This is a genomic window from Salmonella sp. A7, from assembly GCF_020181675.1.
GTDB classification, from domain to species: Bacteria; Pseudomonadota; Gammaproteobacteria; order Enterobacterales; family Enterobacteriaceae; genus Salmonella; species Salmonella enterica.
This window is the reverse complement of record NZ_CP084001.1, coordinates 134,797-159,550: the sequence shown is the minus strand read 5'-3', so window position 1 is coordinate 159,550 and position 24,754 is coordinate 134,797. Positions and strand designations below refer to the sequence as shown.

Annotated in this window: 22 protein-coding genes; 13 read left to right on the top strand and 9 right to left on the bottom strand. The window is 52.7% G+C overall.

The genetic code is table 11. The annotated features are described in order from the left end of the window. The first annotated feature begins 66 nt into the window (after nt 1-66). Nucleotides 67-1,215: a mannitol-1-phosphate 5-dehydrogenase gene (gene mtlD, locus LCS67_RS00750; RefSeq protein ID WP_000645385.1), complete on the top strand. Its 1,149-nt coding sequence runs from the start codon at nt 67-69 to the stop codon at nt 1,213-1,215. Then, the gene (gene mtlR, locus LCS67_RS00745) at nt 1,212-1,802 is read left to right on the top strand and encodes a mannitol operon repressor MtlR (RefSeq protein ID WP_000193201.1); all 591 of its coding nucleotides are present in this window, start codon (nt 1,212-1,214) and stop codon (nt 1,800-1,802) included. Before mtlD ends, mtlR begins: the two co-directional genes overlap by 4 nt. 9 nt (nt 1,803-1,811) lie before the next feature. Here mtlR and LCS67_RS00740 read toward each other — a convergent pair whose 3' ends face one another. After that, the gene (locus LCS67_RS00740) at nt 1,812-2,021 is read right to left on the bottom strand and encodes a hypothetical protein (RefSeq protein WP_001062558.1); all 210 of its coding nucleotides are present in this window, start codon (nt 2,019-2,021) and stop codon (nt 1,812-1,814) included. Between the two features lie 290 nt (nt 2,022-2,311). On the opposite strand from LCS67_RS00740, the gene LCS67_RS00735 reads away from it, so the two are divergent. The 7 genes from LCS67_RS00735 to trmL all read left to right on the top strand — a co-directional run bounded on the left by LCS67_RS00735 (nt 2,312) and on the right by trmL (nt 12,642). Beyond that, nucleotides 2,312-2,674: a YibL family ribosome-associated protein gene (locus LCS67_RS00735; protein ID WP_000665687.1), complete on the top strand. Its 363-nt coding sequence runs from the start codon at nt 2,312-2,314 to the stop codon at nt 2,672-2,674. Between the two features lie 487 nt (nt 2,675-3,161). After that, complete coding sequence (locus tag LCS67_RS00730) at nt 3,162-3,803, top strand: DUF3251 domain-containing protein (RefSeq protein ID WP_000549451.1); 642 nt, start codon at nt 3,162-3,164, stop codon at nt 3,801-3,803. Nucleotides 3,804-3,846: 43 nt separating this feature from the next. Then, complete coding sequence (sadA, locus tag LCS67_RS00725; RefSeq protein WP_031567258.1) at nt 3,847-8,190, top strand: trimeric autotransporter adhesin SadA; 4,344 nt, start codon at nt 3,847-3,849, stop codon at nt 8,188-8,190. Between the two features lie 298 nt (nt 8,191-8,488). Then, entirely contained in the window at nt 8,489-10,144 is a 1,656-nt protein-coding gene (lldP, locus tag LCS67_RS00720) for an L-lactate permease (protein WP_001055308.1), read from the top strand. Next, nucleotides 10,141-10,917: a transcriptional regulator LldR gene (gene lldR, locus LCS67_RS00715; protein ID WP_000636700.1), complete on the top strand. Its 777-nt coding sequence runs from the start codon at nt 10,141-10,143 to the stop codon at nt 10,915-10,917. The genes lldP and lldR overlap by 4 nt, the downstream gene beginning before the upstream one ends. Beyond that, nucleotides 10,914-12,104 carry an FMN-dependent L-lactate dehydrogenase LldD gene (gene lldD, locus LCS67_RS00710; RefSeq protein WP_000586996.1) on the top strand — a complete coding sequence of 397 codons (1,191 nt, stop codon included), beginning with the start codon at nt 10,914-10,916 and terminating at the stop codon, nt 12,102-12,104. The genes lldR and lldD overlap by 4 nt, the downstream gene beginning before the upstream one ends. Nucleotides 12,105-12,168: 64 nt before the next feature. Further along, nucleotides 12,169-12,642, top strand: a complete 474-nt coding sequence (gene trmL / locus LCS67_RS00705) for a tRNA (uridine(34)/cytosine(34)/5-carboxymethylaminomethyluridine(34)-2'-O)-methyltransferase TrmL (protein WP_000932335.1) — start codon at nt 12,169-12,171, stop codon at nt 12,640-12,642. A gap of 182 nt (nt 12,643-12,824) precedes the next feature. On the opposite strand, the gene cysE is transcribed toward trmL, so the two are convergent. The 5 genes from cysE to LCS67_RS00680 form a co-directional block, all read right to left on the bottom strand. Continuing rightward, complete coding sequence (gene cysE, locus LCS67_RS00700; protein WP_001112114.1) at nt 12,825-13,646, bottom strand: serine O-acetyltransferase; 822 nt, start codon at nt 13,644-13,646, stop codon at nt 12,825-12,827. A 77-nt stretch (nt 13,647-13,723) separates the two neighbouring features. After that, a complete protein-coding gene (gene gpsA / locus LCS67_RS00695; protein WP_001076597.1) occupies nt 13,724-14,743 on the bottom strand; it encodes an NAD(P)H-dependent glycerol-3-phosphate dehydrogenase in 1,020 nt (339 codons plus the stop codon). Continuing rightward, complete coding sequence (gene secB, locus LCS67_RS00690) at nt 14,743-15,210, bottom strand: protein-export chaperone SecB (RefSeq protein ID WP_000003370.1); 468 nt, start codon at nt 15,208-15,210, stop codon at nt 14,743-14,745. Before secB ends, gpsA begins: the two co-directional genes overlap by 1 nt. Nucleotides 15,211-15,253: 43 nt before the next feature. Then, the gene (grxC, locus tag LCS67_RS00685; RefSeq protein WP_001273795.1) at nt 15,254-15,505 is read right to left on the bottom strand and encodes a glutaredoxin 3; all 252 of its coding nucleotides are present in this window, start codon (nt 15,503-15,505) and stop codon (nt 15,254-15,256) included. A gap of 85 nt (nt 15,506-15,590) precedes the next feature. Then, nucleotides 15,591-16,022, bottom strand: coding sequence for a rhodanese-like domain-containing protein (locus tag LCS67_RS00680; protein ID WP_001156179.1), 432 nt, complete (start codon nt 16,020-16,022; stop codon nt 15,591-15,593). Nucleotides 16,023-16,269: 247 nt separating this feature from the next. Between LCS67_RS00680 and gpmM the strand changes: the two genes are divergently transcribed. From gpmM to LCS67_RS00665, 3 genes are read left to right on the top strand one after another with little or no spacing between them, the layout of a single operon-like run. Further along, nucleotides 16,270-17,814, top strand: a complete 1,545-nt coding sequence (gpmM, locus tag LCS67_RS00675; RefSeq protein WP_000116587.1) for a 2,3-bisphosphoglycerate-independent phosphoglycerate mutase — start codon at nt 16,270-16,272, stop codon at nt 17,812-17,814. Between the two features lie 33 nt (nt 17,815-17,847). Continuing rightward, entirely contained in the window at nt 17,848-19,107 is a 1,260-nt protein-coding gene (gene envC, locus LCS67_RS00670) for a murein hydrolase activator EnvC (protein ID WP_058814511.1), read from the top strand. 3 nt (nt 19,108-19,110) lie between these two features. After that, nucleotides 19,111-20,073, top strand: coding sequence for a divergent polysaccharide deacetylase family protein (locus tag LCS67_RS00665; protein ID WP_001135519.1), 963 nt, complete (start codon nt 19,111-19,113; stop codon nt 20,071-20,073). On the opposite strand, the gene LCS67_RS00660 is transcribed toward LCS67_RS00665, so the two are convergent. The 3 genes from LCS67_RS00660 to kbl all read right to left on the bottom strand — a co-directional run bounded on the left by LCS67_RS00660 (nt 20,060) and on the right by kbl (nt 23,618). Then, on the bottom strand, nt 20,060-21,094 hold the full coding sequence (locus LCS67_RS00660) for a glycosyltransferase (protein ID WP_000798195.1): 1,035 nt from the start codon (nt 21,092-21,094) through the stop codon (nt 20,060-20,062). The genes LCS67_RS00665 and LCS67_RS00660 overlap by 14 nt on opposite strands. Nucleotides 21,095-21,386: 292 nt before the next feature. Continuing rightward, nucleotides 21,387-22,412 carry an L-threonine 3-dehydrogenase gene (gene tdh / locus LCS67_RS00655; protein WP_000645990.1) on the bottom strand — a complete coding sequence of 342 codons (1,026 nt, stop codon included), beginning with the start codon at nt 22,410-22,412 and terminating at the stop codon, nt 21,387-21,389. Nucleotides 22,413-22,421: 9 nt separating this feature from the next. Continuing rightward, complete coding sequence (gene kbl, locus LCS67_RS00650; protein WP_001213790.1) at nt 22,422-23,618, bottom strand: glycine C-acetyltransferase; 1,197 nt, start codon at nt 23,616-23,618, stop codon at nt 22,422-22,424. A gap of 202 nt (nt 23,619-23,820) precedes the next feature. Here kbl and rfaD point away from each other — a divergent pair, with 202 nt between their 5' ends. Beyond that, entirely contained in the window at nt 23,821-24,753 is a 933-nt protein-coding gene (rfaD, locus tag LCS67_RS00645; RefSeq protein WP_000587771.1) for an ADP-glyceromanno-heptose 6-epimerase, read from the top strand. Nucleotide 24,754: the final 1 nt, after the last annotated feature.

Here is a 24,754-nt window from a genome sequence, read left to right as displayed (position 1 = left end):
GGTTAGGTTGAGGGAAAAGCCTCACCCCAGCCCTCTCGGGTAAAAACATTAATGAAGGTTAATACTATGAAAGCATTACATTTTGGCGCAGGTAATATCGGTCGTGGCTTTATCGGCAAACTGCTGGCTGACGCGGGGATACAACTGACGTTTGCGGATGTAAACCAGGTCGTACTCGATGCCCTGAATGCCCGTCATAGCTATCAGGTTCATGTTGTGGGTGAAAATGAGCAGGTGGATACCGTTTCCGGCGTCAACGCTGTCAGCAGCATCGGCGATGATGTTGTCGACCTGATTGCCCACGTTGATTTAATCACTACTGCCGTGGGTCCGGTTGTGCTTGAGCGTATCGCTCCGGCCATCGCTAAAGGGCTGGTAAAACGTAAGGCGCAGGGCGTGGATGCCCCGCTGAATATCATCGCCTGTGAAAATATGGTGCGCGGCACCACACAGCTCAAAGGTCATGTGATGAACGCGCTGGCGGATGGCGATAAAGCCTGGGTTGAACAGCACGTCGGTTTTGTGGATTCCGCCGTTGACCGTATTGTGCCGCCATCTGCTTCCGCCACCCATGACCCGCTGGAAGTGACGGTAGAAACCTTCAGCGAGTGGATCGTCGATAAAACCCAGTTTAAAGGCGCGTTGCCGACCATTCCGGGGATGGAGTTAACGGATAACCTGATGGCATTTGTCGAACGTAAACTCTTCACGCTGAACACAGGTCATGCTATAACCGCGTACCTCGGCAAATTAGCCGGTCATCAAACCATTCGCGACGCCATTCTCGATGAGAGTATTCGCGCGGTGGTTAAAGGCGCGATGGAAGAAAGCGGCGCGGTGCTGATCAAACGCTACGGTTTTGACGCCGACAAACATGCGGCATACATTCAGAAAATCCTCGGTCGTTTTGAAAACCCGTATCTGAAAGATGATGTTGAGCGCGTTGGACGTCAGCCGCTACGCAAACTCAGCGCGGGCGACCGTCTGATCAAACCGCTGCTTGGCACCCTGGAATATGGTCTGCCGCATGTGAATCTGGTCAAAGGGATCGCGGCGGCGATGCATTTCCGTAGTGAAGAAGATCCGCAGGCACAGGAACTGGCCGCGCTGATTGACGAAAAAGGTCCACAGGCCGCTCTGGCGCAAATTTCCGGGCTGGATGCCAATAGCGATGTGGTGGCGGAGGCGGTTAACGCTTATAACGCGACCAAATGACGCAGAACCCGGCGCAGGTTAGCCTGCGCCCAAATAACAGATTGTCAGATATGCAGGCAATAATGGAACAAACCCAGGCCTTTGAAAATCGTGTGCTTGAGCGTCTGAATGCTGGCAAAACCGTACGGAGCTTCCTGATTACTGCCGTCGAGTTATTGACCGAGGCGGTGAATATTCTGGTGCTCCAGGTGTTTCGCAAAGACGACTATGCGGTGAAATACGCTGTGGAACCGTTGCTGGACGGCGACGGACCGCTGGGCGATCTTTCGGTACGTCTGAAACTTATCTATGGCCTGGGCGTACTCAGCCGCACCGAATATGAAGATGCGGAGCTGTTAATGGCGCTGCGCGAAGAGCTGAATCACGACGGCAATGAGTACGCCTTTACCGACGATGAAATCCTCGGGCCGTTTGGCGAACTACACTGCGTCATGGCGCTGCCGCCGCCGCCGCATTTTGATACGTCCGACGCGGCGCTCTACGCCATGCAAATTCAGCGCTACCAGCAGGCGGTGCGTTCGACGATGGTTCTCTCCCTGACCGAGCTGATTTCTAAAATCAGCTTAAAAAAGGCCTTTCAAAAGTAAATCCCTCCGTTAACCTCTTTCTTCTTCTTTTGGTCGGTACAGCCGCCGGTAATATTCCAGACGCTGCAAATAAATGGGCGCGCTCTCCGACGGCACCTCGGAAGGAACATAATCACGCGGCGGCGTTTTATTCAGGTATTCACGGAACGCCTGGCTGGACGCCATAAAATCGACGGCTTTATCAATAAGAAGTGGTACGTTCTCACCTATTTTTGCCATGATAGATCCTCCATGTGTGACCCGCGTCTGACTCCCGCGGTCGCTTATTTGAGTTTAGGATCAATTTAGCGTTGTCATTGAGGAAAATGTGCTTAATCGCTTTTCTTGCCGGCAAAAAAGGCGCTTCATCTTTTCTTTCGAAAAAAAGATTTTATTCTCAAAGAGATAACTAAATAATTAGCGGTGTAATACTTGCCATAATTGATTATCTTTACGTCATGAGTTGTGAAGAATCACTCACTGCGCGCATACTATAGGGTATCTATCCCATTTCTATCAGAAGCAATCCCATGAAAGAAGTTGAAAAAAACGAAATTAAACGCCTGAGCGATCGTCTTGACGCTATTCGCCACCAGCAGGCAGGTCTCTCTCTGGTTGAATCCGCCGATAAATACGCGGAGCTGGAAAAAGAAAAAGAGACGCTGGAAGCAGAAATTATCCGTCTGCGCGAAGTACACAGCCAGAAACTGAGTAAAGAAGCGCAGAAGCTGATGAACCTGCCGTTTCGCCGCGCGATCACTAAAAAAGAGCAGGCCGATATGGGCAAACTCAAAAAAAGCGTACGCGGCCTGATCGTGGTGCACCCGATGACGGCGCTGGGCCGGGAAATGGGGCTCAAAGAGATGACAGGGTTCGCGAAGAGCGAGTTCTAAACCTTCCGCATCTCAGGCTCTCAGGACACCCGTGTACGGAGGATGTCTTGAGAGCATCGGGCTATATTCCGAATTTTTATCCAGACGTATTTACACCGCTTATATACAAGTTCATTTTTAACGGTAATCCCCGCTTTTTCGGGATGAAAAATTCCACTATCATGCCTATTTGTATTTATGCAATGAATTTTTTCATCCCCTTTCCTCATATCCCGCAGAATATGATTGACCCGCAAAATTAAATAACATTATCATCCATGAAAAAAAATGCTCATACATAAATATTATAATTATATTTTTATAAAGTATTGCTATGAATAATTGATAAACAACGTCTGGTATTTGCACATTCCTATAGAAACAATGAATGTTTTAATTATAACCATATATTAATGGCTATTGGCAATGCTCGCAAAATGATGAGTTAGCTGTATAAATAACAGGTTAACTATTTATATTATATAAATTATTAACAAGGATATTTTATATGCACAAAAATGGAAAATTTATCCCCCTGCTTGCGTTGGGATTCACATTCTTTTTATCTGGTTGTGATTACTTTGCAGATAAACACCTTGTTGAAGAACTGAAAAAACAACAAAAAGAACAAGAAACAAAGATAAATCTGTTAGAAAAACAACAAACTACGATTATCAACACGACCCAAAAGGTCGCCGAAGTCGTTGGCCGCGTTGAACGCAAACAACGGCTATTCGACTACACAGAACTGGATCCATCACAAACGCGCTATTTTATTATTAACAACGGCAATATCGGATTAGCCGGGCGTATTCTATCTATTGAGCCAATAGATGATGGAAGTGTTATTCATCTTGATTTGGTTAACTTACTCAGCATTCCCGTATCAAACCTTGCGTTTAATATGACATGGGGTACGAAAAAACCTTCCGAGGCAAAAGATCTGCCTCGCTGGAAACAACTCCTGCTTAACACGAAAATGGATTCGACAATCGAACTTTTACCGGGAACATGGACAAACGTCACGCTAACATTAAAAGGCGTATCGCCCAATAATCTTAAGTATCTAAAAATAGGTATTAACATGGAGAATGTCATATTCGACAGCATACAACCTATTAATGATACGAAAAAGAAGCCAAAAAAATAATAGCCATTGATACAACTATTTTAGAAAAGGAAAGCACTTATCCATGAACAGAATATTTAAAGTCCTCTGGAATGCCGCTACGGGAACATTTGTTGTCACCAGCGAAACCGCAAAAAGCCGCGGGAAAAAAAGCGGCCGCAGAAAGCTGGCGGTTTCCGCACTCATCGGTCTTAGCAGTATTATGATCTCAGCGGATGCGCTGGCCAAAGCAGGGAACGATACTGGCGCCGGCGTTACTCCAACGGGTACCCAGACTGGGGGAACAGGGTGGATTGCAATTGGTACCGATGCCACAGCCAATACTTACACCAACGTTGATGGCGCAAGCGCCGCAATGGGTTATAAAGCCTCCGCGATGGGGAAATGGAGTACCGCCATTGGATCTTACAGTGATTCATCTGGCGATTCCTCTTTGGCTCTGGGGGTAAAAGCAGCCTCCGCCGGAAACCGCGCCATTGCAATGGGAGCCTCATCATCCGCTGCTGGAAATTTTGCTATGGCAATGGGAGTTCTCTCCACTGCCAGCGGAGAAAACTCCGTAGCACTGGGTTATAAAGCTACCGCGAGCGGATCAACTGCCGTTGCATTAGGTTATCAAACCACTGCGAGCGGCGACGACAGCGCTGCATTTGGTAATGGCGCACAAGCGATAGGCACCAACTCAGTTGCCCTTGGCACAGGCTCTACCGCTCTGGAAGACAATTCGGTCGCCGTGGGTAACAGCACCACTCAGCGACAGATCACCTACGTTGCTAAAGGCGACATCAATGCCAACAGTACCGATGCCGTTACAGGCGCGCAAATTTATTCTTTAAGCCAATCCGTCGCCGATCGACTAGGCGGAGGGGCTTCCGTTAATTCTGATGGTACAGTGAATGCGCCCCTCTACAAGGTGGGCACAGGCATCTACAATAACGTAGGCAGTGCGTTAAGCGCACTTAACTCTTCTATCACGAATACAGAGGCCTCTGTCGCAGGATTAGCCGATGACGCGTTACTGTGGGATAGCAGCACAAGCGCATTCAGCGCTAACCACAGCGGAAGCGACAGCAAGATTACCAATCTGGCGGCAGGTACCCTGGCCGCAGACAGCACTGATGCGGTTAACGGCTCCCAGTTGTTTGATACAAATGAGAAAGTGGATCAGAACACCGCTGATATCACTACCAATACCGACAGCATTAACCAGAACACAACCGATATCGCCGCCAATACAGCCAGCATCAATCAGAACACCACTGATATCGCCACCAACACCACCAATATCAACAGCCTGAGCAACTCCGTTACCACGCTCACCGACGATGCCCTGTTGTGGGATAGCAGCGCAAGCGCATTCAGCGCCAACCACAGCGGAAGCGACAGCAAAATCACCAATCTGGCGGCAGGTACCCTGGCCGCGGACAGCACCGACGCCGTTAACGGCTCCCAGCTGTTTGCCACCAATGAAAATGTGTCTCAGAACACCACGGATATCGCTGCCAATACTGACAGCATTAACCAGAACACCACTGATATTGCCACCAACACCACCAATATCAACAGTCTGAGCAACTCCGTCACCACGCTCACCGACGATGCCCTGTTGTGGGATGCAGCCTCTGGCGCATTCAACGCTAACCACAGCGGAAGCGACAGCAAAATCACCAATCTGGCGGCAGGCACCCTGGCCGCAGACAGCACCGACGCCGTTAACGGCTCCCAGCTGTTTGCCACCAACGAAAATGTGTCTCAGAACACCACTGATATCACTGCCAATACCGACAGCATTAACCAGAACACCACTGATATCGCCACCAACACCACCAGTATCAACAACCTGAGCAACTCAGTTACCACGCTCACTGACGATGCCCTGTTGTGGGATGCAGCCTCTGGCGCATTCAACGCTAACCGCAACGGAAACGCCAGCAAAATCATTAATGTCGCCGCCGGGGACCTTTCTGAAGACAGTACAGACGCGGTGAACGGCTCCCAGTTGTATGAAACCAACCAGAAGGTGGATCAAAACACCTCTGCTATCGCAGATATTAATACGTCCATCACTAACCTTAGCTCTGACAACCTGAGCTGGAATGAGACAACGAGTTCGTTCTCTGCCAGCCACGGAAGTAGTACAACAAACAAAATCACCAACGTTGCTGCCGGAGAGCTGTCTGAAGAAAGTACCGACGCGGTTAACGGATCGCAGCTGTTCGAAACCAATGAAAAAGTGGATCAGAACACGACCGATATCGCTGCCAATACCACCAACATCACTCAGAACAGCACCGCGATTGAGAACCTGAATACTTCTGTCTCCGACATTAATACGTCCATTACCGGCCTCACTGATAACGCTCTGTTATGGGACGAAGACATCGGCGCTTTCAGCGCAAACCACGGTGGAAGCATCAGTAAAATAACCAATGTCGCCGCCGGGGCGCTTTCTGAGGACAGTACAGACGCAGTAAACGGCTCACAGTTGTATGAAACCAACCAGAAGGTAGATCAAAACACCTCTGCTATCGCAGATATCAATACGTCCATCACCAATCTTGGTACCGATGCACTGAGCTGGGATGACGAAGAGGGTGCGTTCAGCGCCAGCCACGGTACCAGCGGTACCAATAAGATAACCAATGTGGCAGCAGGTGAAATCGCCAGTGACAGTACTGACGCTGTTAATGGCTCTCAGCTTTATGAAACTAACATGCTGATTTCTCAGTATAATGAATCTATTAGCCAACTAGCCGGCGATACCAGCGAAACCTATATCACGGAAAATGGTACCGGCGTGAAATACATCCGTACGAATGATAGCGGGCTTGAAGGCCAGGATGCATACGCAACGGGTAACGGCGCAACGGCAGTGGGTTACAACGCCGTCGCATCCGGTGCTTCGAGTCTGGCGCTTGGAGAGAACAGCAGCAGCAGCATTGATGGCAGCATCGCTTTGGGCAGTGGCTCCACCTCTAACCGCGCTATTTCATCAGGTATACGAGCAACGAGCGTAACAAGCGATGGCGTCGTCATTGGCTACAATACAACAGACAGAGAGTTGCTGGGCGCGTTGTCATTGGGGACGGATGGAGTAAGCTATCGTCAAATTACCAACGTTGCGGACGGCTCTGAAGCGCAAGATGCGGTAACAGTTCGTCAGTTACAAAATGCCATTGGTGCGGTCGCCACTACACCGACCAAGTACTACCACGCAAACTCAACGGAAGAAGATTCACTGGCTGTCGGGACTGACTCACTGGCAATGGGTGCGAAAACCATCGTCAATGCTGATGCAGGTATTGGTATTGGTCTGAATACACTGGTGATGGCTGATGCCATCAACGGTATTGCTATCGGTTCTAACGCACGCGCCAACCATGCAAACAGTATTGCAATGGGTAATGGTTCTCAGACCACTCGCGGCGCACAGACTGACTACACCGCCTACAACATGGACGCACCGCAGAACTCTGTCGGTGAGTTCTCTGTCGGCAGTGAAGACGGTCAACGTCAGATCACTAACGTCGCGGCGGGTTCGGCAGATACCGATGCCGTTAACGTGAGTCAATTGAAAGTCACCGACAGCCGTGTTGCCGCAAATACCGAAAGCATTAATAACCTGAACACGCAGGTGAGTAGTCTTGATACTCGCGTCACCAATATTGAAAACGGCATTGGCGATATCGTCACTACCGGTAGCACCAAGTACTTCAAGACCAACACTGATGGCGTAGATGCAAATGCCCAGGGTAAAGACAGTGTTGCGATTGGCTCTGGCTCTATTGCTGCCGCTGAAAACAGCGTAGCGTTAGGCACAAATTCAGTCGCAGATGAAGCTAATACTGTGTCTGTCGGCTCTTCTACCCAACAACGCCGTATTACCAACGTTGCCGCAGGGGTGAACAACACTGACGCGGTTAATGTGGCGCAACTGAAAGCTTCAGAAGCAGGCTCCGTTCGTTATGAAACCAATGCAGATGGCTCGGTTAACTATAGCGTGCTCAACCTGGGAGACGGGAGTGGCGGTACTACTCGGATCGGCAATGTTTCAGCGGCGGTGAACGATACGGATGCGGTTAACTATGCGCAATTGAAACGCAGCGTCGAAGAAGCAAACACCTATACCGACCAGAAAATGGGTGAAATGAACAGCAAAATCAAAGGGGTAGAAAACAAGATGAGCGGCGGTATCGCCTCAGCGATGGCCATGGCCGGTCTGCCACAAGCCTACGCTCCAGGCGCCAACATGACCTCGATTGCTGGCGGTACATTTAATGGTGAAAGTGCCGTCGCTATTGGTGTCTCCATGGTAAGTGAAAGCGGGGGCTGGGTGTATAAATTGCAAGGAACCAGTAACAGCCAGGGCGATTACTCTGCAGCTATTGGCGCTGGCTTCCAGTGGTAATGGAGTAACCATACTCCCGACATCAAAGGCAATGGCATAATGCCATTGCCTTTTCACTTCCCTTTGTTGTACTCACCCCTTAATTGGCCCTACCAATTCCCGCTAAATCCGGCCACATGTTCACATTTCATTAAATTACCCCTACAATACCGTTGCCAATAAATAACATCTGGTTAACTATTTGTTGTCATTATCCATACACAACAATATTGGCAGGACCACTTTTACACATAATGTGACCCCAACGAGATGAGCAAAGATTCATCCCATTATGCGTGTGGTTCTCAGGAGACCTGCAATGAACCTCTGGCAACAAAACTATGACCCGGCGGGTAATATCTGGCTTTCCAGCCTGATCGCATCGCTCCCAATCCTGTTCTTCTTTTTCGCCCTGATTAAACTCAAGCTGAAAGGCTACGTTGCCGCTTCGTGGACAGTGGTTATCGCGCTCGCCGTCGCGCTGCTGTTCTATAAAATGCCGGTCGATCACGCACTGGCATCGGTCGTGTATGGCTTCTTCTACGGGCTATGGCCGATTGCCTGGATAATCATCGCCGCGGTCTTCGTCTATAAAATCTCGGTAAAGACCGGGCAGTTTGACATTATCCGCTCGTCAATTCTGTCGATAACCCCCGATCAACGCCTGCAAATGCTGATTGTCGGCTTCTGCTTCGGCGCGTTCCTTGAAGGTGCGGCGGGTTTCGGCGCGCCGGTGGCGATAACCGCCGCGCTGCTGGTGGGTCTGGGCTTTAATCCGCTGTATGCGGCAGGGCTGTGTCTGATTGTAAATACCGCGCCGGTCGCCTTTGGCGCGATGGGTATTCCGATTCTGGTTGCCGGACAGGTTACGGGCCTGGACAGCTTTGAAATCGGTCAGATGGTAGGCCGCCAGTTGCCATTCCTGACCATTATCGTGCTGTTCTGGATTATGGCGATTATGGACGGCTGGCGCGGCGTGAAAGAAACCTGGCCTGCGGTGATGGTCTCTGGCGGTTCATTTGCTATCGCCCAGTATCTCAGCTCCAACTTTATCGGGCCGGAACTGCCGGACATTATCTCTTCTCTGGTGTCTCTGGTGTGTCTGACGCTGTTCCTCAAACGTTGGCAGCCGGTACGCATCTTCCGCTTCGGCGATATGGGCGCGTCGCAGGTCGATCAGACGCTGGCCCGTACCCGTTATACGACAGGACAAATTGTTCGCGCCTGGTCGCCGTTCCTGTTCCTGACCGCCACGGTCACTCTCTGGAGCATACCGCCGTTCAAAGCGCTGTTTGCCCCCGGCGGCGCGCTGTATGACTGGGTAATTAACGTTCCGGTACCGTATCTCGATAAACTGGTCGCCCGTATGCCGCCGGTCGTACACGAAGCGACCGCTTACGCGGCGGTGTATAAATTTGACTGGTTCTCCGCCACCGGCACAGCGATCCTGTTTGCCGCGCTGTTGTCTATCGTCTGGCTGAAAATGAAACCCTCAGCCGCAATCCAGACCTTCGGCAGCACGCTGAAAGAGCTGGCGTTGCCGATTTACTCCATCGGCATGGTGCTGGCGTTCGCGTTTATCTCGAACTATTCCGGGCTTTCCTCCACGCTGGCGTTAGCGCTGGCGCACACCGGCAGCGCCTTCACGTTCTTCTCGCCGTTCCTCGGCTGGCTGGGGGTATTCCTGACCGGCTCGGATACCTCATCTAACGCGCTGTTTGCCTCTCTACAGGCTACCGCGGCGCAGCAAATCGGCGTTTCGGATGTGCTGATGGTGGCGGCAAATACCACCGGCGGCGTGACCGGCAAGATGATCTCGCCGCAATCTATCGCCATCGCCTGCGCGGCGGTGGGGCTGGTAGGGAAAGAGTCCGATCTGTTCCGTTTTACCGTCAAACACAGCCTGATCTTCACCTGTATGGTGGGCGTGATCACTACGCTTCAGGCCTATGTTTTAACCTGGATGATTCCGTGATTGTGATGCCAAAACGCCTGTCAGACGAGATTGCCTCTCGCGTGCGGGCGCTGATTGAAGAACAAAACCTGGAAGCGGGCATGAAATTGCCCGCCGAGCGCCAGTTGGCTCTACAGCTTGGCGTATCACGCAACTCTTTACGCGAAGCGCTGGCGAAGCTGGTCAGTGAAGGCGTGCTGGTGAGTCGTCGCGGCGGCGGGACATTTGTCCGCTGGCAACACGAAACCTGGTCTGAACAGAATATCGTTCAGCCGCTGAAAACCCTGCTGGCGGACGATCCTGATTACAGCTTCGACATTCTGGAAGCCCGCCACGCCATTGAAGCCAGTACGGCCTGGCACGCCGCCATGCGGGCCACCAGCGCCGACAAAGAGAAGATCAGACTCTGCTTTGATGCGACGCTCAGCGAAGACCCGGATCTCGCCTCCCAGGCCGACGTGCGCTTTCATCTGGCGATCGCGGAAGCCTCGCACAATGTGGTGCTGTTGCAAACCATGCGCGGTTTCTTCGATGTCCTGCAATCCTCCGTCAAACAGAGTCGCCAGCGTATGTATCTCGTTCCGCCCGTATTCTCAAAGCTGACGGAACAACACCAGGCGGTGATGGACGCCATTCTGGATGGTAACGCCGACGGCGCGCGTAAAGCGATGATGGCGCACCTCAGTTTTGTCCACACCACGATTAAACGATTTGATGAAGACCAGGCCCGCCAGGCGCGTATTACCCGCCTGCCCGGCGACCATAATGAGATGACCAGGGAGAATAAATCATGATTATTTCAGCAGCCAGCGATTATCGCGCCGCAGCTCAGCGCACGTTGCCTCCTTTCCTCTTCCACTACATCGACGGCGGCGCGTATGCGGAATATACCCTGCGCCGAAATGTGGAAGACCTGTCGCAAGTCGCTCTGCGCCAGCGCGTGCTGAAAAATATGTCCGATTTAAGCCTGGAAACGACCCTGTTTAACGAAACGTTGTCGATGCCGGTGGCATTAGCGCCGGTAGGCCTGTGCGGCATGTACGCCCGTCGCGGCGAAGTACAGGCCGCCGCCGCCGCAGACGCAAAGGGCATTCCGTTCACCCTTTCCACCGTCTCCGTCTGTCCGATTGAAGAAGTTGCACCAACCATTAAGCGCCCGATGTGGTTCCAGCTTTATGTACTGCGTGACCGGGGCTTTATGCGTAATGCACTGGAACGAGCAAAAGCGGCGGGCTGCTCCACGCTGGTCTTTACCGTGGATATGCCGACGCCGGGCGCGCGCTACCGTGACGCCCACTCCGGGATGAGCGGCCCAAACGCGGCCATGCGCCGTTACTGGCAGGCGGTGATGCACCCTAAATGGGCGTGGGATGTCGGCCTGAACGGTCGCCCGCATGATTTAGGCAATATTTCCGCCTATCTGGGTAAACCGACCGGCCTTGAGGACTATATCGGCTGGCTGGCAAATAACTTCGATCCGTCCATCTCCTGGAAAGATCTGGAGTGGATACGCGAATTCTGGGACGGCCCAATGGTGATCAAAGGGATCCTCGATCCAGAAGATGCCCGCGATGCGGTACGTTTCGGCGCTGACGGTATTGTGGTGTCGAATCACGGCGGCCGCCAGCTCGATGGCGTGCTCTCTTCCGCCCGCGCCCTGCCCGCCATTGCCGATGCGGTGAAAGGTGATATCGCCATTCTGGCGGATAGCGGGATTCGTAACGGGCTGGATGTCGTGCGTATGATTGCGTTGGGGGCCGATACCGTACTGCTGGGTCGGGCCTATCTCTACGCGCTGGCGACGGCAGGAAAAGCGGGTGTCGCCAACCTGCTGGACCTGCTCGAGAAAGAGATGAAAGTCGCCATGACCCTGACCGGCGCGAAATCCATTAGCGAAATCAGTGGCGATTCACTGGTGCAGGAACTGGGGAGAAGTTTGCCCGCCGCGCTGGCGCCAATGAGCAAAGGCGATGCCGCCTGAACGCCTGGCGCGTGAGAGCCCGGTAAATTTCTGCTATTCTGCCCCCCGCATTTAAGGGGGCATCATGCTTAACATCGTACTCTTCGAACCAGAAATCCCGCCGAATACCGGCAACATCATTCGTCTTTGCGCCAATACCGGCTTTCGTCTGCACATCATCGAACCGATGGGGTTTACCTGGGATGATAAGCGCTTACGCCGCGCAGGGCTGGACTATCACGAATTCGCCGCGGTTCAGCGCCATCACGATTATGCCGCCTTTGTCGCCGCTGAAAATCCGCAGCGCCTGTTTGCGTTGACGACAAAGGGGACGCCCGCCCATAGCGCCGTAAGCTATCAGGATGGCGATTATTTGATGTTTGGCCCGGAAACGCGCGGCCTGCCCGCCAGCATTCTCGATGCGTTGCCTAAAGAGCAGAAGATTCGCATTCCGATGATGCCGGATAGCCGTAGCATGAACCTGTCGAATGCGGTGTCGGTGGTGGTGTATGAAGCGTGGCGCCAGTTAGGATATCCCGGCGCGGTATTGCGCAGTTGATTTGTGCCGGATGGCGGCTGACGCCTTATCCGGCCTACATTAATATTGATAATATTCGTTTCGAGCGTTATCGGCGCAGCCAGATTGGACACGGACTGCGCTTGTCTACCTGAGCGTACACGCAATACGAGAGGATGACGAGCATAGCCCAGGTTCAATATGGCAAGTAAGATAGCTCGAAATCAGATGCCGTCGCCATACTCAAACGTATGGTGTAGCCCGTTGAAATGCTGGTCCATATCCATCGACGGCTTATCGCTGCCCGGCTTGCCGACAATACGCGCCGGAACGCCTGCAGCGGTAGTGTGCGGCGGGACAGGCTGTAAAACAACGGAACCTGCGCCAATTTTCGCGCCGCGCCCCACCTCGATATTGCCGAGAATTTTCGCGCCCGCGCCAATCATCACGCCTTCGCGGATTTTAGGATGGCGATCGCCGCTCGTTTTCCCGGTACCGCCCAGGGTGACGGATTGCAGAATCGACACATCATCTTCAATAACCGCCGTCTCCCCCACCACAATACCGGTGGCATGGTCGAGCATAATCCCGCGGCCAATTTTCGCTGCCGGGTGAATATCCACCTGAAACGAGACCGAAACCTGATTTTGCAGGAAGATAGCCAGCGCGCGGCGACCTTTATTCCACAACCAGTGACCAATGCGGTAGGCCTGTAGCGCATGAAAGCCTTTCAGATATAACAACGGCGTGGAGTATTTATCCACCGCCGGATCGCGAGTGCGCACGGCCTGAATATCGCAGGCTGCCGACGCGATCATTTCCGGGTCGGCGGCATAGGCTTCTTCAACTACTTCACGGATAGCGATAGCGGGCATGATGGGCGAAGCCAGTTTATTTGCCAGCATATAGCTCAGCGCACTGCCCAGATTTTCATGCTTGAGTAGAGTGGCGTGATAAAAACTGGCCAACATAGGCTCACAGTCAGCTAAAGCGCGGGCTTCAGCTTTAATATTCTTCCAGACGATTTCCAGTTCTTCACACGGCATGGCTTACTCCAGACGGGCAGAAAACGACCAACCCGTTCTGTGCGGGTTGGGTCGTTTATGCAAACAGTTCCTTACGGCTAGTGGCGACTCAGCTCTTCCTTGCGGGCGCGACCTAATAACGTTAATGCTGCCTCGCGCGCGTTTTTTCCGCAATACAATACTTGATAAATTTCCTCGGTTATTGGCATTTCAACACCAAAACGGTGCGCCAATTCACGAACTTCTTTCGTATTGCGATAGCCTTCGACCACCTGGCCAATCTTATCCTGCGCGCCTTTAACGTCCATGCCCTGGCCAAGCATCATGCCAAAACGACGGTTGCGCGACTGGTTGTCGGTACAGGTCAGCACCAGATCGCCTAAACCCGCCATCCCCATAAAGGTGGCGGGATCGGCGCCAAGCGCTGCGCCAAGCCGCGACATTTCGGTCAGTCCACGCGTGATTAGCGCCGTGCGGGCGTTCGCGCCGAAGCCGATGCCGTCAGACATCCCCGCGCCAATCGCAATCACGTTTTTCACCGCGCCGCCAAGCTGCACGCCGATAAAATCCGAATTGATATAGACGCGAAAACTTTTTCCGCAGTGCAACAGTTGCTGGAGATCGTCGGCAAAGGTCTCATCGGTTGAGGCCAGCGAGATTGCCGTCGGCAAACCCGCCGCCAGCTCTTTAGCGAACGTCGGACCGGAAATCACCGCCAGCGGGATTTGATCGCCTAACGCTTCGCGAGCGACATCCTGCAACAGGCGCCCCGTTTCCGCTTCCAGGCCTTTGGTCGCCCATACCAGACGCGCATCCGGACGCATCAGCGGTTTAATCTGCCGCAGCACGTCGCTGAAAACATGGCTTGGCACCACCACCAGAATGTTACGACTGGCCGCCAGCGCGGTTGCTAAGTCGCTTTCCAGGTGTAACGTATCGGGAAAAGGCACATCGGGAAGGAACGCGACGTTGCAGCGATCGTGCTCCAGGGTCGCGATATGTTTTGGGTCGTGGCCCCACAGGACAACCTGGTGGCCGTTTCTCGCCAGAGTGATGGCAAGGGCGGTGCCGTACGAGCCGGCACCGATGACTGTCATTGACGCATTACTTTGGTTCATCAGGCATCCTGATGTTCTTCAGTACCTTCGCCAGCCTGCTGCTGCAAATAGTTCATGAACAGCGCATCAAAGTTGACCGGCGCAAGGTTCAGTTGCGGGAACGTACCGCGTGAAACCAGGCTGGTGATGCACTCGCGAGCATACGGGAACAGAATGTTCGGGCAGTATGCGCCCAGGCAATGCGCCATCTGAGTACCTTCAATACCGCTGATGGAGAAAATACCGGCCTGCTGAACTTCGCACAGGAACGCGGTTTCTTCCCCCAGGGAAGCCGTTACGGTAACACGCAGCACAACTTCATAAACGTCATCCGCCAGTTGGGAAGATGCCGTATCAAGATCCAGTTTAACCTCTGGCTGCCAATCTTTCTGGAAAACATGTGGTGCGTTTGGCGCTTCGAAAGAAACATCCTTGGTATAGATACGTTGGATCTGGAAAGCCATTTCAGTGTTATTTTGTTCTGACATGTGTAAAACCCTTTAGTGTTGTCCTTAAATACTTGAGTACGCCTTAACGCAACAGCGGATCCAGTCCACCACGCGCATCCAGCGCATACAAGTCGTCACAACCGCCAATGTGCTGTGCATCAATAAAAATTTGCGGAACCGTCGTTCGGCCACTACGTTTGATCATCTCTTCACGCTTCACGGCGTCGCCGTCAATCGCAATTTCCTGGAAACTCACGCCCTTGCTGTTTAACAGCGCCTTTGCACGATGGCAAAACGGGCAGGTTGCTTTGGTGTAGATTTCAATATTGGCCATGACTTCGCTCCTGTTTTTTACCCGATGGATTTCATGTCGACGCAAGGGCAAGTCATTCCCCTTACGTCATGAAAACGACGGGTAATCACTTACCGCGCACCAGAGGCAGATTCTCGCCGCTCCAGCCTGCTACGCCTTCTTTCAACACAAAGACCTTTTCAAAGCCGGCTTTTGTCAGCGCGTTAGCGGATTCCTGGCACTGCATACCAGAACCGTCGACCACGATAATCGGCTTGTCTTTGTGCTTTTCCAGTTCGCCAACATTGTTGGCTTTGATTTCGCTCGGCAGCAAATTGGTCGCGCCAGCGATATGGCCTTTACGGAAATCATCACGTTGACGTAAATCCACAACAACGGCGTCCTCTTTGTTGATAAGGCGCGTGGCTTCGCCGCGTGTAATCACCTTAACTTTTGAAGTCAGACCTTTGAACGTGGTAAATAAAACCGCCACCAGTAACGCAATCCAGGCGATACTCAGTATGGGATGACGGCCAACAAATTGCATAATTTCTTGCATGGGGGGTAACAACTCCCGACGTAGTGATTAAAAAACCAGGAAAGGAGTATACCTGCGCAGTGGCGCAAATACAGCCAGAGCGTGCACTGGAATGCATTTTTGCGGGGCGCTACGAAAAAAAATCACGCTATTACTTGCCTTCTCACGCCAGCGCGATCCCTTTCTTTGATCTTCTGAGGCTATTTTATCGATTCAGCTGTAGTAAAATTACGCAATTATTTTGTCTATTGAGTATGAGGTTGTCGCAATGTCGGTTTCTAAAAAACCTATGGTACTGGTGATTCTGGATGGCTACGGCTACCGTGAAGAACAGCAGGATAACGCTATCTTAAACGCCAAAACCCCAGTGATGGATGCTCTGTGGGCAAAACGTCCGCATACCCTGATCGACGCATCCGGTCTGGAAGTGGGTCTGCCTGACCGCCAGATGGGCAACTCCGAAGTGGGCCACGTTAACCTGGGCGCAGGCCGCATCGTTTATCAGGATCTGACGCGTCTGGACGTTGAAATTAAAGAACGTACTTTCTTTGCTAACTCAGTCCTGACCAATGCGGTAGACCAGGCGAAAAACGCCGGTAAAGCGGTTCATATTATGGGTCTGCTGTCCGCGGGCGGCGTCCACAGCCACGAAGATCACATTATGGCGATGGTGGAACTGGCCGCAGAGCGCGGCGCAGAAAAAATCTATCTGCACGCCTTCCTCGACGGTCGCGACACGCCGCCGCGCAGCGCTGAAGCCTCGCTGAAAAAATTCGAAGACAAATTCGCCGCGCTGGGCAAAGGCCGCGTGGCGTCTATCGTCGGTCGTTACTACGCTATGGACCGCGACAACCGTTGGGATCGCGTGGAAAAAGCGTATGATCTGATGACCCTGGCGCAGGGCGAATTCCAGGCGGATACCGCTGTGGCTGGCCTGCAGGCCGCTTACGCTCGTGATGAAAACGATGAGTTTGTCAAAGCGACCGTTATCCACGCCGAGGGCCAGGCTGATGCGGCGATGGAAGACGGCGACACGCTGATTTTCATGAACTTCCGCGCTGACCGCGCGCGCGAAATTACCCGCGCTTTCGTTAACGCTGATTTCGACGGCTTTGCGCGTAAGAAAGTGGTTAATCTGAACTTCGTGATGCTGACCGAATACGCCGCCGACATCAAAACTGCCGTTGCCTACCCACCAGCGTCGCTGGCGAATACCTTTGGCGAATGGATGGCGAAAAACGACAAAACTCAGCTGCGTATTTCCGAAACGGAAAAATATGCGCACGTAACTTTTTTCTTTAACGGCGGCGTAGAAGAACCGTTTGCTGGCGAAGAGCGCATTCTGATCAACTCCCCGAAAGTGGCCACTTATGACCTGCAACCGGAAATGAGCTCTGCAGAATTGACTGAAAAATTGGTCGCGGCGATCGAAAGCGGTAAGTACGACACCATCATTTGTAACTATCCAAACGGCGATATGGTCGGTCATACCGGCGTGATGGAAGCCGCCATCAAAGCGGTGGAAGCGTTGGATAACTGCATTGACCAGGTAACAAAAGCGGTTGAGTCCGTTGGTGGACAACTGTTGATTACCGCGGACCACGGCAACGCGGAGCAGATGCGCGATCCGGCGACCGGTCAGGCGCATACCGCCCACACCAACCTGCCGGTGCCGCTGATTTATGTCGGCGAGAAAAACGTGAAGGCGGTTGAAGGCGGCAAACTTTCAGACATTGCGCCTACCATGCTGTCGCTGATGGGGATGGAAATCCCGCAAGAGATGACTGGTAAGCCGCTGTTCATCGTGGAATAATCCCTCCCCATGAGGGGAAAGGCGATTAACACCATTCAACAGGCCGTGAAACCAAGAACGTTTTCAGTCAGGCCTTTGTTCTACGCCAGCGTACTTAGCGCTGGCGTATTGTTGTGCGCCTTTTCCGCCCACGCGGATGACCGTGATCAACTCAAATCTATTCAGGCCGATATCGCCGCGAAAGAACGCGACGTACGCCAGCAGCAGCAACAGCGCGCCAGCCTCCTGGCACAACTGAAAGCCCAGGAAGAGGCCATCTCGGCCGCAGCGCGTAAGCTGCGCGAAACGCAAAGCACTCTGGATCAGTTAAACGCGCAAATTGATGAGATGAACGCCTCAATTGCCAAACTGGAGCAGCAAAAAGCCAGCCAGGAGCGTAATCTCGCCGCGCAGTTGGACGCCGCTTTCCGCCAGGGCGAACACACCGGCATTCAGCTTATTCTTAGCGGAGAAGAAAGCCAGCGTGGGCAACGCCTGCAGGCCTACTTCGGCTATCTGAACCAGGCGCGCCAGGAGACTATCGCCGAACTGAAACAGACTCGCGAACAGGTCGCCACGCAAAAAGCCGAGCTGGAAGAGAAGCAAAGCCAACAACAAACGTTGCTGTATGAACAGCGCGCCCAGCAGGCGAAGCTGGAGCAGGCGCGTAATGAACGTAAGAAAACGCTTGCCGGACTGGAGTCGTCTATTCAGCAAGGCCAGCAACAGTTAAGCGAACTACGCGCCAACGAATCACGCCTACGCAACAGTATCGCGCGGGCGGAAGCGGCGGCCAAAGCGCGAGCGGAGCGTGAAGCCCGCGAAGCGCAGGCGGTACGCGATAAGCAGCAGGAAGCCTCGCGTAAAGGCAGCACCTATAAGCCGACGGAAAGCGAGCGTTCGCTAATGTCCCGCACCGGCGGTCTGGGCGCGCCTCGCGGTCAGGCATACTGGCCGGTACGCGGCCCGATATTGCATCGCTATGGCGAACGGCTGCAAGGTGAGCTACGTTGGAAGGGGATGGTGATCGGCGCGTCGGAAGGCACCGAGGTCAAAGCCATCGCCGACGGCAGGGTGATTCTGGCGGACTGGCTGCAAGGCTATGGCCTGGTGGTGGTCGTGGAGCATGGTAAAGGCGATATGAGCCTTTACGGCTATAACCAGAGCGCGCTGGTCAGCGTAGGCGCGCAGGTGCGCGCCGGACAACCTATCGCCCTTGTGGGCAGTAGCGGCGGTCAGGGCAGACCCTCGCTTTATTTCGAAATTCGTCGCCAGGGTCAGGCCGTCAATCCACAGCCGTGGTTGGGAAGATAAGTTTTGCCTCAGTTTCGTCGCTCCATTCTCACGCTGGCCACTTTGCTGGCGTTTGCACATCCCGTTTTCGCTGGCAAGCTCGCCATCGTGATTGATGATTTTGGCTATCGCCCGCATACGGAAAACCAGGTTCTGGCGCTGCCGCCAAACATCTCCGTCGCCGTGCTGCCCAACGCGCCGCACGCGCGCGAAATGGCAACTAAAGCGCACAATAGCGGGCATGAGGTGTTAATCCATCTGCCGATGGCGCCGCTAAGCAAACAGCCGCTGGAGAAGGATACGCTGCGACCAGATATGAGCAGCGATGAGATCGAGCGCATTATCCGCGAGGCGGTAAACAACGTGCCGTATGCCGTCGGGCTTAATAACCACATGGGCAGCGCAATGACTTCCAGCCTGTTCGGTATGCAAAAAGTTATGCAGGCGCTGGAACATTACAATCTCTATTTTCTCGACAGCATGACGATTGGCAATAGCCAGGCGATGCGCGCGGCATCCGGTACGGGTGTGAAAGTGATCAAGCGCAAAGTGTTCCTCGACGATACGCAAAACGAGGCGGATATCCGCCGTCAGTTTAATCGCGCTATCGAACTGGCCCGTCGCAACGGTTCCGCTATCGCGATTGGTCATCCGCATCCCGCAACGGTTCGCGTGCTGCAACAGATGGTTTATCGCCTGCCGGCGGATATCACCCTGGTACGTCCAGGCAGCCTGCTCAACGAGCCGCAGGTAGATACGTCCCGACCGGGTGTGACGCCGCAGAAAATTGACGCGCCGCGCAATCCCTTTCGCGGCGTGAAGATGTGCAAGCCGAAAAAACCGCTGCAACCGGTCTACGCTACGCGCTTTTTCAGCGTCATCGGCGAGAGCATTACGCAAAGTTCCGTGGTTGTCTGGTTTCAGCACCAGTGGCAAGGCTGGGGGAAAATCGCCGCGCCTAAAAACGTGAGCGCTAAGACAGATTGAGCGCCTTACGGGCCATACGACGGTGCGACAAAGTTTTGTCGCGCCATTGCCACAGCCGGAAAGACCAGAGTAGCGTCTGATAAGCCGCTTTCGCGCTGCGGACGTTAGCCATCATCCGTCTATACATGCCAGAAGTAAAAATTTCGGCAATCATACGCTGGCGGGTCAAAATATCAGGTTCTTTACGCACCGCATGACAAACGCGTAACGCTTCCCAGGTAATTTGCTGGCGAAATTCCGGGTAAATCGGAATACGATGGGCATAATCACGATTGAGCTTTTCTAATAATCGCGTAATTTTAATATAATGCCGCTGATAATTAAGATTTTTATTGCCTTGTCTTTGCAAACGGCTTACCGAATTATCATGCAGGAAATATTTATATAATGATTGTTCGGTATAACGTACGCGCGTGGCATTAAACATAACTTCCGTCGACCATAATATGTCCTGATGATGTAGTCCGGGAACGAAAGTAATATTGTTATCGGTAATTAACGCACGTCGATACACGCCCATCCAGACAACATGCGTCCAGCGCCGCGAGGCCAGCGCCATACGCAACCAATCCGGTCCACTTAATACCCCGGTGGAACGCAGACGATCGGTCGGAATAGATTGCCAGGCGTGCCCGGTTTTTCGGACGCACCAGTCCGCATTACACTGCGCAACGTCCAGATCATCGTTAAGCGCCATGGTCATCAGCGTTTCATACATCTTCGGGTAGACCAGGTCATCCGCATCGACAAAGGCGACATAATCGCCGGTCGCCGCTTGCAGGCCAAGATTACGGGCGATAGATGCGCCAGCATTGGCCTGATGAAGCAGTCGAACATGCGGGTAATGTTCCGCGTAATGTTTTGCTATCTCAACGGAATGATCAGTCGATCCATCATTCACAATAATAATTTCCAGCGCCGACCACGTTTGCGCGATTAATGACGCCATGCAAGCATTAAAATCCGCTCCCGCATTATATAACGGGACAATGATACTCACTTTGGTTTTACTATTTTTCATAACGATTACCAGAAAAACCTTAATTTACCCTGCCTTTATACTGTGGCTCTATTAAGAAACTATTAAGTCGCCATAATTAATTTTTACAGTAAAAAGCAAGCACAAAACTCAGAGTAGAGCGTGACGTTAGCGAGTAAAATAAGAGTAAAGCGCAATTACGAATGCTTGATGTCTATGACAATTCTTTACGGCTTTCCAGATTTTCCCTAACAAAAAAGGTTGGCGAATGACACCAACCTTTTACGATGAAACGTATATCAGACCCGATAAAATTATCGGGTCTCTATACATATTAATCCCAGCTCAGAATAACTTTTCCTGACTGGCCTGAACGCATGGCGTCAAAACCTTTCTGGAAATCATCAATAGAGAAACGATGGGTGATAATCGGTGACAGATCCAGACCGGACTGGATCAGCGCCGCCATTTTGTACCACGTTTCGAACATCTCACGACCATAAATACCTTTAATGAACAAGCCCTTAAAGATAACTTTAGTCCAGTCGATAGACATATCTGATGGCGGAATCCCCAGCATCGCAATACGACCGCCGTGATTCATGGTGTCCAGCATGGTACGAAACGCCGGCGGCGCGCCGGACATCTCCAGACCCACATCGAACCCTTCGGTCATTCCCAGCTCCGCCATGACGTCGTTCAGGCTCTCTTTCGCGACGTTGACCGCGCGGGTGACGCCCATTTTACGCGCCAGCTCCAGACGGTATTCATTGACGTCAGTAATCACCACATGACGCGCGCCGACATGTTTCGCCACCGCGGCGGCCATTACGCCGATTGGCCCCGCCCCCGATACCAGTACATCTTCGCCGACCAGATCGAAAGACAGCGCCGTATGCACCGCATTACCAAACGGGTCGAAAATAGAGGCTAAATCATCAGAAATGTTATCCGGGATTTTAAACGCATTGAACGCCGGGATGACCAGGTATTCCGCGAAGCAGCCGGGACGGTTGACGCCCACGCCGGTGGTGTTGCGACACAGGTGAGTACGACCGCCGCGGCAGTTGCGGCAATGACCGCAGGTGATATGACCTTCGCCGGAGACGCGATCGCCGATTTTAAAGCCTTTCACTTCCTGACCGATGCCGACCACTTCGCCGACATATTCATGCCCCACGACCATCGGAACCGGGATGGTTTTTTGCGACCAGTCATCCCAGTTATAGATGTGAACGTCAGTGCCGCAGATGGCTGTTTTACGGATTTTAATCAGCAAATCGTTATGGCCGACTTCCGGTTCCGGAACGTCGGTCATCCAGATGCCCTCTTCCGCTTTCAGTTTGGATAACGCTTTCATCTTACATCCTCAGGCAATCACGCCCAGTTGTTTACCAATACGCGTGAACGCGTCTACCGCACGCGTAATTTGCTCAGGCGTATGCGCCGCAGACATCTGGGTACGAATACGCGCCTGACCTTTTGGTACGACCGGATAGAAGAAACCGGTAACGTAAATGCCCTCTTTTTGCAGTTCGCGGGCAAATTTCTGCGCGACAACCGCATCTCCCAGCATTACCGGGATGATGGCGTGATCCGCGCCTGCCAGCGTAAATCCCGCGGCAGACATCTGCTCACGGAACTGCCGGGCGTTCGCCCACAAGCGATCGCGCAGTTCTGCGCCCGCTTCCACCATCTCTAACACTTTAATAGAAGCCGCCACGATCGCCGGCGCCAGTGAATTGGAAAACAGATATGGGCGGGAACGCTGACGCAACCACTCAACGACCTCTTTGCGCGCCGCGGTATAGCCGCCGGATGCGCCGCCTAACGCTTTGCCCAGCGTACCGGTAATAATATCTACGCGGCCCATTACGTCGCAGTATTCATGGGAACCGCGACCGTTTTCGCCGACAAAGCCTACCGCGTGAGAATCATCAACCATCACCAGCGCATCGTATTTATCGGCCAGATCACAGACACCTTTCAGATTGGCGATGACGCCATCCATTGAGAACACCCCGTCGGTAGCGATCAGGACATGACGCGCGCCGGCCTCACGCGCCTCTTTCAGCCGAGCTTCCAGCTCAGCCATATCGTTGTTGGCATAGCGATAGCGCTTCGCTTTACACAAACGCACGCCGTCAATGATAGACGCGTGGTTCAGCGCGTCGGAGATAATGGCGTCTTCCGCGCCCAGCAACGTCTCAAACAAGCCGCCGTTAGCGTCGAAACAGGAGGAATACAGAATCGCATCTTCCATGCCGAGGAAGCTTGCCAGCTTTTGCTCCAGCGCTTTGTGGCTGTCCTGGGTGCCGCAGATAAAACGCACGGACGCCATACCGAAACCGTGGCTGTCCATTCCCGCTTTTGCGGCATTAATCAGCTCAGGGTGATTCGCCAGCCCGAGATAGTTATTGGCGCAAAAGTTAATAACGTGGCTTCCATCCGCCACGGTGATATCCGCCTGCTGCGCAGACGTAATAATGCGCTCTTCTTTAAACAATCCTTCCGCCCGGGCGGTTTCCAGATCGTTGGTTAACTGTTTGTAAAAATCCCCACGCATTGCGATTCTCCAGACTGGGCAAATTTCAGCACATATTACCCAAAGCGATACGTTGATACGAGATGACGCGTCATCACTTCTTTAAAATGCAGCATAAATCACGCGTATCCTCACGGGTTATCAGTGAATGGATGAATAGTGTTATGATAAGAGCATTCATGTCTGAGACAGTCTCTGACACCATAATTCAAAGGTTACAGTTATGATCATCGTTACCGGCGGCGCGGGCTTTATCGGCAGCAATATCGTTAAAGCCCTGAATGATAAAGGTATCACCGATATTCTGGTGGTGGATAACCTGAAAGACGGCACCAAGTTTGTAAACCTGGTGGATCTGAACATTGCTGACTATATGGATAAGGAAGATTTCCTGATCCAGATTATGTCCGGAGAAGAGCTCGGCGATATCGAAGCTATTTTCCATGAAGGTGCCTGCTCTTCCACCACCGAGTGGGACGGCAAGTATATGATGGATAATAACTATCAATACTCCAAAGAGCTACTGCACTATTGTCTTGAGCGCGAAATCCCGTTCCTCTACGCCTCTTCTGCCGCCACCTATGGCGGTCGCACGTCTGATTTCATCGAATCGCGCGAATACGAAAAACCGCTTAACGTTTACGGCTATTCTAAATTCCTGTTTGATGAATACGTGCGCCAGATCCTGCCAGAAGCGAACTCGCAGATTGTCGGTTTCCGCTATTTCAACGTCTATGGACCACGTGAAGGCCATAAAGGCAGCATGGCAAGCGTGGCATTTCATTTGAATACACAGTTAAACAACGGCGAAAGCCCGAAACTGTTTGAAGGCAGCGAAAACTTCAAGCGCGACTTTGTTTACGTGGGCGATGTGGCCGCTGTTAATCTGTGGTTCCTGGAAAGCGGCAAGTCCGGCATCTTTAACCTGGGCACAGGCCGTGCGGAATCTTTCCAGGCCGTCGCCGACGCGACGCTGGCATACCATAAAAAAGGTAGCATTGAATACATTCCGTTCCCGGATAAGCTGAAAGGTCGCTATCAGGCGTTTACGCAGGCGGATTTAACCAATCTGCGCAACGCGGGCTACGACAAACCCTTTAAGACCGTCGCCGAAGGCGTCACGGAGTATATGGCCTGGCTGAACCGCGACGCGTAAG

Coding starts and splice junctions, on each gene's coding strand:
- mtlD (WP_000645385.1), top strand. CDS start 67: ATGAAAGCATTACATTTTGGCGCAGGTAATATCGGTCGTGGCTTTATC.
- mtlR (WP_000193201.1), top strand. CDS start 1,212: ATGACGCAGAACCCGGCGCAGGTTAGCCTGCGCCCAAATAACAGATTG.
- LCS67_RS00740 (WP_001062558.1), bottom strand. CDS start 2,021: ATGGCAAAAATAGGTGAGAACGTACCACTTCTTATTGATAAAGCCGTC.
- LCS67_RS00735 (WP_000665687.1), top strand. CDS start 2,312: ATGAAAGAAGTTGAAAAAAACGAAATTAAACGCCTGAGCGATCGTCTT.
- LCS67_RS00730 (WP_000549451.1), top strand. CDS start 3,162: ATGCACAAAAATGGAAAATTTATCCCCCTGCTTGCGTTGGGATTCACA.
- sadA (WP_031567258.1), top strand. CDS start 3,847: ATGAACAGAATATTTAAAGTCCTCTGGAATGCCGCTACGGGAACATTT.
- lldP (WP_001055308.1), top strand. CDS start 8,489: ATGAACCTCTGGCAACAAAACTATGACCCGGCGGGTAATATCTGGCTT.
- lldD (WP_000586996.1), top strand. CDS start 10,914: ATGATTATTTCAGCAGCCAGCGATTATCGCGCCGCAGCTCAGCGCACG.
- trmL (WP_000932335.1), top strand. CDS start 12,169: ATGCTTAACATCGTACTCTTCGAACCAGAAATCCCGCCGAATACCGGC.
- cysE (WP_001112114.1), bottom strand. CDS start 13,646: ATGCCGTGTGAAGAACTGGAAATCGTCTGGAAGAATATTAAAGCTGAA.
- gpsA (WP_001076597.1), bottom strand. CDS start 14,743: ATGAACCAAAGTAATGCGTCAATGACAGTCATCGGTGCCGGCTCGTAC.
- secB (WP_000003370.1), bottom strand. CDS start 15,210: ATGTCAGAACAAAATAACACTGAAATGGCTTTCCAGATCCAACGTATC.
- grxC (WP_001273795.1), bottom strand. CDS start 15,505: ATGGCCAATATTGAAATCTACACCAAAGCAACCTGCCCGTTTTGCCAT.
- LCS67_RS00680 (WP_001156179.1), bottom strand. CDS start 16,022: ATGCAAGAAATTATGCAATTTGTTGGCCGTCATCCCATACTGAGTATC.
- gpmM (WP_000116587.1), top strand. CDS start 16,270: ATGTCGGTTTCTAAAAAACCTATGGTACTGGTGATTCTGGATGGCTAC.
- LCS67_RS00660 (WP_000798195.1), bottom strand. CDS start 21,094: ATGAAAAATAGTAAAACCAAAGTGAGTATCATTGTCCCGTTATATAAT.
- tdh (WP_000645990.1), bottom strand. CDS start 22,412: ATGAAAGCGTTATCCAAACTGAAAGCGGAAGAGGGCATCTGGATGACC.
- kbl (WP_001213790.1), bottom strand. CDS start 23,618: ATGCGTGGGGATTTTTACAAACAGTTAACCAACGATCTGGAAACCGCC.
- rfaD (WP_000587771.1), top strand. CDS start 23,821: ATGATCATCGTTACCGGCGGCGCGGGCTTTATCGGCAGCAATATCGTT.